Here is a 14,246-nt window from a genome sequence, read left to right as displayed (position 1 = left end):
GGAGTGAGAAAGAATGGAAAAATTAGAAGCATTTTTAAGTAGCAAACTATTACCAATGTCACAAAAATTACAACAAAACAAAGTGTTGGCCGCTTTGATGGAAGGCTTTATTCGAACAAGTCCCATCACTTTAGGAATTGCGTTTATCACGATTATTGGAAATTTTCCGATTCCCGGTTGGACGGACTATTTGACGAAAATTGGCATCTTCCAACATGTTGAAGCGATCACCAACGGAGCAACTGGCGTTTTTGCCTTGTATGTCGTATACAGTTTGGCGTATTCTTACGCAAAACAGTTAGGAAGCAACGAACGCAACTCGGCGATTATTTCTTTAGCTAGTTTCATTATGTTGATGCCCCAAACCGTCGCAACAACTGTCATGCAAGATGGCCAAGCAGTGGAACAAACGATTGGTGCCTTGAAGCTTGATTTCTTAGGCGGGCAAGGACTGTTTATCGGCATGCTGACCGCTTTGTTGGTCACTCGCTTTTATGCTTTCTTGTCGAGAAAAAATATTATGATCAAACTGCCAGACAGTGTTCCCCCAATGGTGACCCAGTCCTTAGCACCAGTGTTTGTTGTCACGATCATTTTTGCAGTCGTCTTTGTCTTACGTGTCTTATTTGGGTTTACTTCATCTGGTTCGATTTTCCAATTCTTTATCGATGTGATCAATGCGCCGTTGAACTCCTTAGTTGCCAGCCCGCTATCGATCATCATCATTATGGAATTATTAGCCGTCTTATGGTTTTTCGGAATTCACAATGCAGTTTTACAAGGACCGCTCGGCGCGATTAGTATGACCATGGTCGTTTCGAATATTGCCGCTTACCAACAAGGACAAGAACTGCCTTATCTGATTCCTTCAGTGATTTATATGGGTATGTATGCTGCTGGCTTCATGGGCTTTGTGACCTTCTTTATGATCCGCAGCAAATCGGCAAAAATGAAACAATTAGGAAAATTATCATTTATCCCGTCGATCTTTAATATCACAGAGCCAATCATGTTCGGGATGCCGATTATTTTGAATCCGTTGTTCTTTATTCCGCAAGTCTTCACACAATTGATCGCTGGCTTTGTGACCTGGGGATTAGCGACTACGATCCTCCCAATCAGCTTGAATCCAACCATGAGTCTATTGCCATGGACGACACCGACTTTTATCAAAATGCCATTTTCAGGAGGGCTTAACTACACGATCTTAATGATCTTCTGTATGCTGATCGGTATTGTGATGTGGTATCCGTTCCTAAAAATTGCGGATAAAAAAGAGTACGAATTAGAACTGGCTGCTGAAAAAAAGCAAGCAAGTGAAGCAGCAAAAATGACAGAAAAAGTCGTGGAAGAAATTCAAGCGTAAATAAAGGAAGTGGCACATTTGGTTTATTTAGGAATTGATATCGGTGGGACGCACATCAAAACGGGATGGGTCGAACACAACGAGGTCAGCAAACGGCGCACCATTTTAACCCCTGCAGCTTTGGAACCTTTTAAAGAAGCTATCAAAGGGCTCTTGCAAAGCTATGCCCGTCAAGTTTCTTTCACCAAAGTCGCGATCGCAGTCCCTGGTTCAGTTAATGAAACAGGGACGGTCTTCTTTGGTGGTGCCTTGCCATACCTTGATGGGGTAAATTTGCCAGAATTGATCTGCCAGTTAAGCGATGGCATGGTGACAGAAGTTAGTGTCGAAAACGACGCAAAAGCCGCCGCGCTAGGGGAAATGAAAGCTGGCAATCTGCAAGGTATCCAAAATGGTGCGGCGATCATTTTAGGAACCGGTGTGGGGGTCGGCCTTTGTCTGAATGGAACACTCTATCGCGGGCATCATGGACAAGCTGGTGAAGTCAGTTTTATGATTCGTGACCGACAAATGAGAGGCGCGGACTCTTTTGTGGGGATCGGTCTTTCGGCTGTGGGATTGATTGAGCGTTTGGCTGCTAGTATGGCAGTTGCGCCTGAGGGTCCTTTGGTCTTTGATACTCTTAGGAAAACTGCTGATCCGGAGGCAGAAGCTTTATTTTTAGCTTATACCAAAGAAATCGCTGTCTTGTGCTTCGATCTTCAGTGTCTTTTAGCTCTGGAGAAAATCGTTATCGGTGGCGGGATCAGCCGTCAACCACGCTTGATCGAAGCCATAGCTAGCAGCTATCAAGCTATTTTTAAAACCGCACCAATCATTGAGAAAACGCTGCAGCCAGTTGCGATCCAAGCCGCTTATTTTCAAGCGGACGCCAATTTGATCGGCGCAGCTAAGGAGGAACCGTGGGATGAGTAAATTTCCAGAAGCATTTTTGTGGGGAGCATCCACTAGTGCTTATCAAGTAGAGGGCGCATGGGCGGAAGACGGCAAAGGTCCCTCAGTGCAAGATATCAAAGAGATTCCGCAAGGGACTACTGATTTTAAAGTAGCATCAGATCACTATCACCGATATGAAGAAGATGTGAAATTGTTTAAAGAATTAGGGTTAAAAGCCTATCGTTTTTCCATATCATGGAGCCGCGTCATGCCCGATGGTCAGGTCAACCCAGCAGGATTAGCGTTTTATCAAAAACTGATCGATCTGCTACTAGAAAACGAGATTCAACCGATCGTCACCGTCTTCCATTTTGATCTGCCCGTTGCGATCGCAAAGCAAGGCGGGTGGGAAAACCGAGAGACGATCCAAGCATTTGCTGATTACTGCCAAGTACTGTTCGAAAACTTTGGGCAACAAGTTCCGTTATGGCAAACCATCAACGAGCAAAATGTGATGGCACTTGCTGGTTCGGTCATTGGTACGAGTCAAAAATCCATGAAAGAAAAATTTCAAGAAAATCATCATATGCTGGTGGCACAAGCATTGGTGACCCAGCAATTTCATGCAGGCAATTTTAGCGGCAAGATTGGCCCAGCACCGAATATCGCCAGTGTCTATCCAGCTTCTGAAAAACCAGCAGATCAGCTGGCCGCTCTATATATGAGTGCGCTGAGAAATTGGTTATTCCTAGATGCGGCTGTTTTTGGCACGTACAATCACAACGCATGGCATTTATTAGAGAAGATTGGCGCAGCACCGACAGTCACTGAAGCAGATCGAAAGATTTTGGCAGCGGGTACCTGTGATTACATCGCATTGAATTATTATAATACGATGACCGTCAGCAGCTATTTTCAAAAAGAAACGAAACTCGATCAACAATCTGGTTTCGGGATTCCAGGCTTTTTCCAAGCAGTAGAAAACACCCATTTGCCAATGACTGAATTCGGCTGGCCGATCGATCCAGAGGGCTTTCGCTTTACGTTGAACGAAATCTATTCCCGTTATCGTCTACCGCTCTTGATCACGGAAAATGGGATCGGTGCCAAGGATGTTTTGACAACTGATGGAAAAATCCACGATGATTATCGCATCGACTACTTGCAGCAGCACATAAAGCAGCTGGCATTGGCGATCGAAGATGGTGTCGATGTGATCGGCTATTGCCCGTGGAGTGCCATTGATCTCGTCAGTACTCACGAAGGCATCGCTAAACGTTACGGGTTTATCTATGTCAATCGTACGGACGAGCAGCTGTTGGACTTGGCACGATACAAGAAAGATAGTTTTTATTGGTATCAAAACGTCATCGATAAAAATGGGTTAGGAGAGTAAGCGGTGTTTATTCAGGAATATCTATTTGATCCAGAAGCGCAAGCCGGTCTGACAGTGTATCTGCATGAGGAAAAAGCCGAGTATGGACGGGTGGGTGATCGTCCGTTTGTCTTGGTGATTCCTGGCGGTGGCTACTCCTTTTGCAGTGAGCGGGAAGCCGAGCCGATCGCTTTAAATTTTGCTGCCCAAGGCTTTCACTCAGGAGTCTTGCGCTATCATGTGGGGACACATCGCAGTTTCAGCCATTCCTTAGAAGATGCCGAAAAAGCGATTGCCAAAATCCAAGAACTAACCAGTGAATGGGGAATCGATAGCGAAAAAATCGCTGTGATCGGCTTTTCTGCTGGCGGTCATTTGGCAGCGGCGTTATCGACACTCTCCCCAATGAAACCGAGCTTATGTATGTTAGGCTACCCAGCGATAGTGTCTTCATTTGCTGCTGTGATGAAGATCGATGCCCCTTCATTAGAGAAATGTGTCACAAAAGATACGCCGCCCACCTTTTTATTTTCAACCTTTGAAGACAATGTCGTTCCTATCGAAAATTCATTGGCGTATCTGCAAGCCCTAGAAGAGCACGAGGTTCCCTTTGAAAGTCATATTTTCCAAAAAGGACGTCACGGTCTTTCTTTGGCGACCGAACGCTTCGGTAATCGGAAAGAGATGGTCGATCCACGCTTTGCCCGTTGGTTTGATGAATGCGTCGAATGGCTAGAGTTGAACTGGGCAGATAAAGCTGCCCAGCCAGCTTTGTTTCCTGATTTAGGGCAGTGGCCAATTCGAGCGTTGCTTGATTCAGGGGAAAATAAACGCTTGCTGTTGCAGGCTTTTCCATCATGGGCAGACAAAAGTCGCTTAAAAATCGTAAAAAACATCAGCTTGCAGCAACTACTAACGATCATGCCAGAAGCGTTTGAAAATGTTTCTTATCAAAAGCTTGTATCGCAGCTGATTGATCCTAGAAAGGAAGAGTAAAAATGAAAGCAATCCTGGTCCATGAAAGCTATAAGGCTTCAACAGAATTGATCACCCAAGAACCACAAGCGATTGAACAGTTATCAGCTGTTCGTAACAGTACTGCTGCTTGTCAGCTGCTGCTGCACGATGGCAATCGCAATCATTATATTATTGGCGACGAGTTTTCGATCCCCGATGAAATCGAAATTCCCATGATACGTGTTGAGATTTTTAGCGAATTGCCGGTCAAAGCGCAATTCGTCGATTATTTTGTCGGTCAGCAGGAATTGGCGTACGCCGATAAATTGCTTGAACGAACTGCCAAAACCTATCCTGGCGATCGCTTTGCGCCTCTTTATTTGGAGTGGCAGGTCGATGAGACGATCAAACCGCAAGCATATCCCGTGAAAATCAAGGTCTATCGGGCACACTTGACTAGCCATGAGGAGTGCTTATTAGAAAAGAACCTAACGATTGAAGTGGATGGCTTTACTTTTCCAAAAGACTATTTAGAGACGTTCCACTTAAATATGTGGCAGCAGCCCAGCAATTTGGCTCGCACCTTTGACGTTCCGTTATGGAGCGATGCCCACTTTGACTTGATCAAGGAAATGGCTGAGAGTCTCGCTGCGATCGGACAAAAAGCGATCACAGTGATCGCCGGAGAGATCCCATGGAAGGGCTGGTTCAATTACATCGTCAAAGATTATCCTGCTAATTTATATGAGTATTCGATGGTCAAGGTCAAAAAGACGCCAGACGGAGAACTGTCCTGCGATTTTTCTGTGCTGACGCGTTACTTGAATTGTTTTTTTGCTGCGGGCATCAAAGAAGAAATTGATGTGTTTGGTTTATTAGGGGTCTGGGAGCCGCCATTTTTCCCGCTGGTCAACTTGGACCATCCAGAAAAGTTGGTGATTCGCTTTTACGATGAGGGAAAAAGCACCTTTGGCTTTCTCAATCAAAAAGCTGATTTGCAGGAGTATCTACGTCAAGTATTTGATTATTTTAAAGGGAAGAATCTATGGGAGAAGGTTCGCATCGTTTCTGACGAACCGAAGAAACAGCAAATCGACAGTTTCCGAGCCTCGTTAGCTGTCTTAAAAGAAATTGATCCTTCGATCCAGATCAAAGCTGCTTTTGATAAAGAAGACGTATTGTTTGAGCTGCTGCCAGTGATCGATCATCCCGTGACTTCCTATTACTGTACTTGCAACCATTACGAATCACTGATAAAAAGCCATCCAGGGAAGATGCAGTACTATGTCTGCAATTATCCCGACAAACCGAATACCTTTTTGCATAGTCCCTTGTTAGAAACGCGAATGCAAGGAATCTTATCGTATCAGTTCAAAACAGACGGCTTTCTGCGTTGGGCATACAATTGCTGGCCAGAACAGGCTAGGACCGATATTCGATACAACACGAGCTCACTACCGATCGGTGATCTTTGTTTCGTCTATCCTGGGAATCACGGACATATATTGCTGTCACTAAGATATAAGCAACTCCAACGGGGAATTGAAGATTTTTATCTTTTGAAGACAGCCCAAGCTGCTCAACCGAAGCAAACGGACGCCTTAGTAGCAGATTTTCTTAAAGTTACAGACACCAAACGCTGGATGATCGACAGCCACCACAGTCATCCCGATGTTTTTCTACAGACCGCAAAGGAGATGGAGGCCTTTCGTCGGGCACTGCTCGAACTGCTAGAAAAGTAGCAAAATCAACCACTGCACACAGAAACTTCACTACGATTTCCCAGCAGAATGATGAGATGCCTGGGGGCGTTCTCACTACTGAGTCATGCAGCATTTTCGTTTTACTAAGCATCTGTTTTCTTACGGATGTTTTTTTTCTGGTGAGCGTTTCGTTTCTCATTCCCTCCATCTTCCTTTACACTTTTAAGTAAGGTCATAACAAACGATGACAAATAAGAAGTAGAAATAATCAAGGAGGAAACGAGCATGTCAGAAAAAATCAACAATCCGTTAACGAAGTATTATGATGGCACATTTGAAAAACAGGTGCAAGAAGCACCGGCGATTCAAGGAAAGATGCAGCCAGTACCTGATTGCGGGGAAGAAAGCTACTCAGGTTCAGACAAATTAGCTGGACGCAAAGCATTAGTGACCGGTGGTGATTCTGGTATTGGTCGAGCAGCAGCGATCGCTTTTGCCAAAGAAGGCGCCGATGTTGCAATCAACTATCTTCCTTTTGAAGAAGAAGACGCGCAAGAAGTCAAAGCAGTCATTGAAAAAGCTGGACGCAAAGCAGTATTGATCCCAGGAGATTTGAAAGATGAAACCTTCGCTCGTCAATTGGTTCATGAAGCAGCCAAAGAATTAGGCGGGTTAGATACATTGGTTCTAAATGCTGGGATGCAACAAGCGGTGAAGGACATCAAAGAGTTGACTACGCAACAAATTCAAGATACCTTTACAACGAATATCATCTCGATGTATTGGACAGTCCAAGAAGCATTGGATTACTTACCAGCTGGTGGAAGCATCATCACGACCACTTCGATCCAAAGTGCGGAACCAAGCGCCCATCTTTTAGACTATGCAGCCACGAAAGGTGCCATTACTTCCTTTAGTAAAGGGCTAGCTGCGCAATTAAGTGAAAAAGGCATTCGGGTCAATACCGTTGCGCCTGGTCCAATCTGGACGCCACTTCAAATTTCTGGTGGACAACCACAATCTGCGATCCCAGAATTTGGTCAAAAAGAATTGATGAAACGTGCTGGACAACCAGTCGAATTAGCGCCAGTCTATGTTTTCCTAGCCTCTGATGAAGCAAGCTATGTAACTGGTCAAGTGTACAGTGTAACGGGTGGTAGCTTCTTCGCTTAACAATCCCTGGATAAATTTGTAGGAAAAAAGCTCGAGCAAAGATGCTCGGGCTTTTTTGGGGATGAAAATGGAATCGGCAGCTTACTTTCCTTGTTTGGCAAACATCTTGGACATCATCAGTTGATTGATCTTTGCAAAAACGGCTGCCCACTCTTGTTCGGCTTGCAGGTTAGACAGTAAGACTAATTTTTCGGAAAAAATCACTTCTTCATAACTATCGGTGATCAATAGATCGGCTGCTTCCATCTGGTTAACAAAAGTCACTGAAGCTTTGGAATAAATCGAACGGATCCTTGTCTCGATCATTTGCTTCGTGCGGTATTGGATCGTCGTTTGAATATAGATCGACACGGTCGGGGGCGTATTCATCTGTGTTTCAAAAAACAAGAGATGCGCAAGATAAGGCAACTGTGTCTGTTCAAAATACTCTTTGTCCAAGTCAGCAAATGGATACCTTTCAATATGGGTCAGTAAAAGCTTGCAGATTGCTTCATAGATTTTGTCTTTCGAAGGAGTGTTTTCGGTCAACAGTTGGTGTTCGAGCTGCCACACTTCCAGAAGATCGATGCCGATAATGATCGATAGATTGAAGACCAGCAGACAGCTGCTTAATAGTTTTTCAAATTCGGCGACTTCCTGACTTGGAGCAAAGGTATCGTGCCAATCTTTGATCATTGCAGTGAAAAAGCGCACAAGATCGGTATCAGAATGTTTGATCTCTTGGATGATCGCTTGATTCTTCTCTTGGGGAATTACCCCTGGCAAAAAGACATGCAAAAAGAAATTTAAGTAAAGATATTCTGACTGAAGCGTCTTTTCTGAGGCATAATCGGCACTCAAAAAAAGTGAATCGAGGATTTCCTCTGGTAAAAAACAATAGAAATTCATCAATTCCATGTATTTTTCAGGAATCACTGGCAAATATTTTTTTTGGATCGTTCGGCTGACCACTGCTTGCCAAAATGCAGCGAGTTTATTTTTCGTCAACGGATCAAAGTGAGAAACAGCAAAAAATGCCGTAAATTCTTCGACATTTTTATGGGAAACGCTTGGCAACAGCCACAAATCAGCAGGCGCACTTTGGGTCAAGAAACTGTAGGTGAAAATACGGATATCAAGCTCTTTTCCAGCAAGAACGATGCGGTTATTCAGGTCTGTTCGAATTTGGATTTGAAACTTTTCCAATAGTTGATTGATTTTCTTGATCAACCGATACATATGCGATTGGCTGACATGCAAATCCAAACATAATTGCGTCAAGGTCATTTGCGGGCGCCCAATCAAGTAGTGAATCAAGGTATATTGTGTGGAGTTGAGCAAATAATGATACATCAATTTTGCATAGAAAGGTTCATCGTCCTCTGCTCGCTCAACAAAATACTGATTGTAATGATTTTTTGATAGAAGCAGGTGAGGGGAGAGCAGCTGCAGATCTTCATTTAAAAAATAAATATATTTTTGCAGACTTTTTTGTGGGATGTTCAAAACTTCTGACAGTTGGACCAATGTCACGCCATTGGAATTGCAGACAACTTTGAAAATCTCTAATTTCTTTTCTTCTGCGGGAGATATGAATTCTCGATACATAAGGGATTCTCCTTTTTGGCGTTTTTTTTACGCTAAATCTGTGAACCGTATGATAACCATGATGGATTATACTTATGATAGATGAGAATAGAATGAAAAAACACCAATTAAATTATTATTTTTTAAAGCTGTTTTTTTCGATTAACCTCGGTTTCTCATTAAAAAAAGTGAAGGAAGAGATGAAAATGAACAAAAAGGTACTAATGTTAGGTTTGGTCGGAATGGGTTTAGGAATGGTGCCGACTGCGGCAGCTGCAGCAGAAGCGAATCCAACGGCTTCAATGACGAGTCAAGCAACGCTAACGATCGAACAAGGAATCTTGTCACTGGATCAGGTGACTAATTTTAACTTCGGTACAAGCAGTATCCAAGAGATTGCTACCGATGAACAAGTGATTCAAGCAACGTCGAATGAAGTGACATCGATCACAGATTACCGTGGGCCGAATCAAGCTGGCTGGCAGTTGACGGCGCAATTATCGAAAATGACGAATGCTAGCGATAACGAGCTGGCAAATGCCAAAGTCACTTTAAATGGTACAACGGCTTCTGGCGATGCAGCGCTAGTCTCGGGCACCGAATTGATGGTAGGGGCAACAGACCCAACGCTGATTGCTTCTGCTGATGGCACAACTGGCTTAGCAACCAATGATTTTAACTTTTCCAATGCTTCATTAACCGTACCAAAACAAAATGTGAACAGCGGCACTTATAGCGGCACGATCACATGGACCTTATCAAACACCTATCAAGCAGAATAGCAAGGAAAGGGCGACAATGAAAAAACAAATCAAGTGCTTCGTACTCATTAGTTTCTTTATCAGTTTGTGTTGCTTTATGAAAGTCACCGGTCATGCACAGACCACACGGTTCACTGTAACCCCAGAACTTCCCCAAAATCAAGTCAGTGACGTCAGTTATTTCGACTTACTGGTAAATCATGAGACCGAACAGAATTTGACCGTTGCCCTTCATAATACAAGTCTAGACCCGTTGACCATTAAAGCATCCGCACTAAATAGTTATACGGCCTCTACTGGGATTATTGCGTACCAAGCAGAACAGACCGCCGAAGAGAATCAAGGAATCTCTTTTAGTGAATTGATTGAAAATCCAAGGCAGACGATCCAACTTGCCCCTGGAGAAAGCTATCAGGTTCATTTTACCCTTTCAATGAAAGGAAAAGAATTTGCAGGAGAAATACTTGGTGTGTTTGCCTTTGAAGAAGAACCGTCAGAGACAACTGAAAGCCAGCAAACAAATCTGCAAGCCAACTATAAAATTCAGCAAGGGGTCCGCTTGCGTCAGAATGTGGCAACCATGCCTGATCCCCAATTGTCTTTGATTAATTCTGAGGCGGCGGAAAGAAATGGTTCTGCTGCTCTCAAAAGCAGTATCCGCAATAGTCAGCCCACAGCATTTGGCAAAATATCTGTGAAAACGATCATACGTGAGCAAGACAGCGGCAACAAAGTTGGTGGTTTTTCTGCAGAGAATTTTCAAATAGCTCCAAATTCGGTTTTGGAGCTGTTTAGTGCCTTTGATCAGAACATTCTCGAACCGGGGACCTATCTGTTACGGATCGAGTTGAATGCGCCTAAAGGAACGTGGGTGTTTGAGGATTCGGTGGTGGTTGATCGCAAGCAAGCCAACCTTATCAACCGTCAGACAACATTAGGTGCAGCGTATCTTCAAAAACAGTACTGGTTCTATGCTTTAGGGATACTACTCTTCCTGCTTGTCTTGCTTCTTTTGTTCTTTTTGTACAAGCGACGCAAAAAAGCAGAAGCAGATGATGCACCGACAATGCAAGAAGAATCAGAATGAAGAAAGCAGGGGACAGCGATGAAAAAGTTTGGCATTAAACGATGGTTCTATGTACTTCTTTTTAGTTTCTTTCTGCTGGGCTGGCGGCAAGAGACAATCTATGCTGCGGTATCTGTTCCGGACTTTCCTACGTTGGCGATTGACGATTCTTTGATCACTCCTGTGGGGCAAGCGGGTTCGCCACAAGGAGAGTCAGGATTCAATTATGTTCAGATCAATGATGGAACTACTACCAATTCCAGTGGTGGTGTTTGGTTTAATAAGCCAGTTTCCTTTACTCGCTCCTTTCGCTTAGAAATGGCATTTTGTATCGATAATACAGCAACGGACAGTGATGGGATCGCTTTTGTGATGCAAAGCAATGGTTTAAATGCACTGGCGCAACAAGCGGGACCGACGATTGGTGTCTGGTCAAATTCGGGAGGAGCGACTCCTTTAAGTACTGGGGCGATCCCCCAAAGTTTTGCGATTGAATTTGATACATTTTATAATAATGCAGGGTTGACGGGGGACGGAATGATGGATCGTGATGTTCCTTCCGGCCATCATATCGCTTGGAATTTTCCAGGTTCAAATGACGCATATACCACCGATGGTTGGCTGATTATTGACAAAGTCTTAAACCATCGAGATACGGTATCCGTACCAGATATTTCCGATGGGCAGTGGCATATTTTTACAGTAGTCTTTGATCAGCCGACACAAACGTTGCGTTACACCGTACCAGATTTCGGTGTTGATGTGACGGTTCCTGTTGATGACACCTTCAAATCGAATTTGAATCTCACCAATAGTGCACCGGTCTATTTTGGTTTTACAGGTGCAAACGGGGGCTATGTTCAAGAAAAAGCTGTGGCCTTTGTCGATGTTGAAGGACTAGTAGAACTTGATATGCGAACCGGTATTTTTGAAAAAGACCCAGTCAAACTATTGTTGGATACTGGTACGACACTTGCCCAGCCAGCCACTGTCGACAATAGCAAAACCATTACTTATGCGACCTATCTCTCCTATAAAAGCACCAGTGATCTAGCTGACTTGGAATCGGGAATCTTGCTCTCATCGCTTTTTCCAGAAGGACTATCATTAGTTCCCGAGGCGGTTTATTTTGGGAAAGCCAGTGAAATCATGGTTAATGGCATGCCTGAAGGCGGAACTGCCTTGCCCTTTGCCATTGAAAATGGACAATTGGTTGTGACACTGCCCGACATGGTCAAAGGGAATGAATACATCGTTCACTTTTCCGTCAATTACACAGAAGCTCCGCTCGATCAGAATTTAGATGTAGCCATCCCTGTCCAAACTGTTTTTAATGGAAATGCTTTTGTTTCCAGTATGACATCAGGTGATCCAGAAACTCATTATTATCAAATGACCGGATCCTTTCCACCGACTCTTTCAACAGGTTCGGCGTCATTGGCAGAAGCAAAAGCAGACCTGCAGATCGTGCGGCAAAAGCGCAATTCCTACATACCGATCACGATTGATGACCAAAATTCGACCCAAGCCAAAATATATGTCACGGATTTCTTTACGGAGGATAAGACAATCACCGAAACGGATTTCTCTGAAGCAGCGTTGGTTGAACGGGGAACATTGTCGGAGCCATTGTCGGATACATTGGCACTAGACACCTCAGATCTAGAACCGGGCACAACCTATTATCTTGCGTCTTATGTGATCGATACAGAAGGCAATCGATCGGAGACACGTTATTATGGCATTGACTTTCGAGGGATCGTGGTATTTGAGCGTGCGCCTGCTTCAATCAACGCAGCGGCAGTGACCTTGAATGAACTCGCACGATCCATCAGAGACGATGGCTTTGCTTATTTAACTATTTCTTTTGATCAAGAAGCCCTTTTGTCTGTCAGCAATACCAGCGAAGGGACCTGGCAGTTAAGCGGCCAGATGACTGATTTTATGCAAAATCAGCAACAATTAGCGGAGGAAATCCAATTGGTCCTCTATGATCCGGTGACCAATCAGCTGGTGGCTTCTGTCACTTCTGAAGAACAAGTGATTTTCCAACAGCAGCCAACAGGATCAACGGACTTAACTCTGGATCTTCAGGAATATGATTGCTACTTTCGCTTTGTTCCCAAGTTGGATTTGATAGAACCTGGTACCTATTCAGGTACGGTCAATTGGCAGTTGGAGAGTACGATTGTAGACTAATAAAAAAAACGCCATTACGGCGTTTTTTTTATTAAAGTTCTCAGTCGATCACTGTTAACTTTGTCGACTTTTCGCAATTTTTAAAACTAATGATAGGCCTGCTAAAGCAAAACTGCCGTATTTAACGAATTTTTCCAAGGAATCTAAAGTTTGCTGTTTTTTGCGTTTGCAGTCCGGACAGCTTTTTTCATTGCCAGTTAACTTCTTGCCGCATTTACAATGGTTCTTCATCTTTGCTCCACTCCTCGTCTCGTTTATTTTGATGACTTTCTCTACTTTAATTATACATGTTGCTGAAGGTTCTGTCTGAGATTATGCTGTCTCCGTTTTTTGTGAAGGGCAATAAAGGCTCCTGGTTGTTTGGTTCAAATCGATCGCTGCTAAAGGATGCGATCCTTGGCGGCTGATTTTTCTTATAGAAGAGAGGCAATCTATCTAAAAAAGGAGGGAAATCTGACAAATTTCTCATTTTCAGATGTTGCTGATTCGCTTTGCTTATCAGTTCAGCAAAATTTTGCTATTGTGGAGTAAGATTGAGGAATCAAAAAACGACTTCTCCTTTTTTTCTTGATTCTATCCTTAATCTGAGAACGAAAATCACCGATAGTATGCTATATATAGGAACAGGGAGCCATCCTTGACGATGTCGAATATGGCATTTGAATGAAAGGATTGATGAAATAAGTGATTTCTTCAATAATCTATACGGACACAAAGGCTTATTTGGATAAGGTGGTCGATCAAGCACTGTTGGATTTGTTAAAATCTGATTATCCCAAAGTCTATGATCATGTACAACAATTGATTGCTAACTTTGAAGAAACGATCCAACAAATTGATCACTCAAATTTTTGGCAATTGATGCCAGAGATTTTAGGCTATGATTCACGCTTTGTCTTGTTGAACTCGTTGCAATTGTCAGAAGACAAATTTTTGACGGAAATCGAGGTTATTCAGATGATCGAACGCGATTATCCGAATTTGAATAAAGAGTTTTGTGGCTATTCCTTAAAAGAAAAAGAGCACGAAAGCCTGATCTTCAACATCCAATAAGCGGTTCTTCTTAGGATCACTTGATAGAAAAGAAAGCGACTAGCGCATCTAGTCGCTTTTTTTTTATGGAGAAGAAGGAGAATTAAACGTGTTATTTATCATTAAAATAAAAATTATTTTGAAATTATGAATAAAATAGATTATTATTGGT

At 43.3% G+C, this 14,246-nt stretch carries 12 protein-coding genes; 10 read left to right on the top strand and 2 right to left on the bottom strand.

The genetic code is table 11. The annotated features are described in order from the left end of the window. Positions 1-13: 13 nt before the first annotated feature. The 6 genes from A5883_RS09365 to A5883_RS09340 all read left to right on the top strand — a co-directional run bounded on the left by A5883_RS09365 (position 14) and on the right by A5883_RS09340 (position 7,450). Positions 14-1,366: a PTS sugar transporter subunit IIC gene (locus tag A5883_RS09365; RefSeq protein ID WP_086338397.1), complete on the top strand. Its 1,353-nt coding sequence runs from the start codon at positions 14-16 to the stop codon at positions 1,364-1,366. Positions 1,367-1,375: 9 nt separating this feature from the next. Continuing rightward, positions 1,376-2,281, top strand: coding sequence for an ROK family protein (locus A5883_RS09360; RefSeq protein ID WP_086338396.1), 906 nt, complete (start codon positions 1,376-1,378; stop codon positions 2,279-2,281). Then, positions 2,274-3,638: a glycoside hydrolase family 1 protein gene (locus A5883_RS09355; RefSeq protein ID WP_016610369.1), complete on the top strand. Its 1,365-nt coding sequence runs from the start codon at positions 2,274-2,276 to the stop codon at positions 3,636-3,638. Before A5883_RS09360 ends, A5883_RS09355 begins: the two co-directional genes overlap by 8 nt. A gap of 3 nt (positions 3,639-3,641) precedes the next feature. Then, entirely contained in the window at positions 3,642-4,613 is a 972-nt protein-coding gene (locus A5883_RS09350) for an alpha/beta hydrolase (RefSeq protein WP_016610368.1), read from the top strand. A gap of 2 nt (positions 4,614-4,615) precedes the next feature. Beyond that, complete coding sequence (locus A5883_RS09345) at positions 4,616-6,316, top strand: DUF4091 domain-containing protein (RefSeq protein ID WP_086338395.1); 1,701 nt, start codon at positions 4,616-4,618, stop codon at positions 6,314-6,316. A gap of 246 nt (positions 6,317-6,562) precedes the next feature. Beyond that, positions 6,563-7,450, top strand: a complete 888-nt coding sequence (locus tag A5883_RS09340) for an SDR family oxidoreductase (protein WP_086338394.1) — start codon at positions 6,563-6,565, stop codon at positions 7,448-7,450. Between the two features lie 81 nt (positions 7,451-7,531). On the opposite strand, the gene A5883_RS09335 is transcribed toward A5883_RS09340, so the two are convergent. After that, entirely contained in the window at positions 7,532-9,037 is a 1,506-nt protein-coding gene (locus tag A5883_RS09335) for a helix-turn-helix domain-containing protein (protein WP_086338393.1), read from the bottom strand. Positions 9,038-9,129: 92 nt separating this feature from the next. On the opposite strand from A5883_RS09335, the gene A5883_RS09330 reads away from it, so the two are divergent. Genes A5883_RS09330 through A5883_RS09320 form a run of 3 tightly spaced genes read left to right on the top strand, consistent with a single transcriptional unit; the run spans position 9,130 to position 13,042 of the window. Beyond that, positions 9,130-9,798, top strand: coding sequence for a WxL domain-containing protein (locus A5883_RS09330; RefSeq protein WP_086338392.1), 669 nt, complete (start codon positions 9,130-9,132; stop codon positions 9,796-9,798). Between the two features lie 16 nt (positions 9,799-9,814). After that, entirely contained in the window at positions 9,815-10,864 is a 1,050-nt protein-coding gene (locus tag A5883_RS09325) for a DUF916 and DUF3324 domain-containing protein (RefSeq protein WP_086338391.1), read from the top strand. A gap of 18 nt (positions 10,865-10,882) precedes the next feature. Next, entirely contained in the window at positions 10,883-13,042 is a 2,160-nt protein-coding gene (locus A5883_RS09320) for a lectin-like domain-containing protein (protein WP_086338390.1), read from the top strand. Between the two features lie 54 nt (positions 13,043-13,096). Here the strand turns inward: A5883_RS09320 and A5883_RS09315 are convergent, their stop codons facing one another. Then, a complete protein-coding gene (locus A5883_RS09315; protein WP_015509451.1) occupies positions 13,097-13,273 on the bottom strand; it encodes a hypothetical protein in 177 nt (58 codons plus the stop codon). A 453-nt stretch (positions 13,274-13,726) separates the two neighbouring features. Here A5883_RS09315 and A5883_RS09310 point away from each other — a divergent pair, with 453 nt between their 5' ends. After that, positions 13,727-14,095, top strand: a complete 369-nt coding sequence (locus A5883_RS09310) for a DUF7006 family protein (protein WP_015509452.1) — start codon at positions 13,727-13,729, stop codon at positions 14,093-14,095. Positions 14,096-14,246 lie beyond the last annotated feature (151 nt).

It is taken from the genome of Enterococcus sp. 5B3_DIV0040, from assembly GCF_002140755.1.
In the GTDB taxonomy this organism is placed as follows: Bacteria; Bacillota; Bacilli; order Lactobacillales; family Enterococcaceae; genus Enterococcus_D; species Enterococcus_D casseliflavus.
The sequence above is the reverse complement of the archived record's forward strand: the minus strand, read 5'-3'. Positions and strand labels throughout refer to the sequence as shown.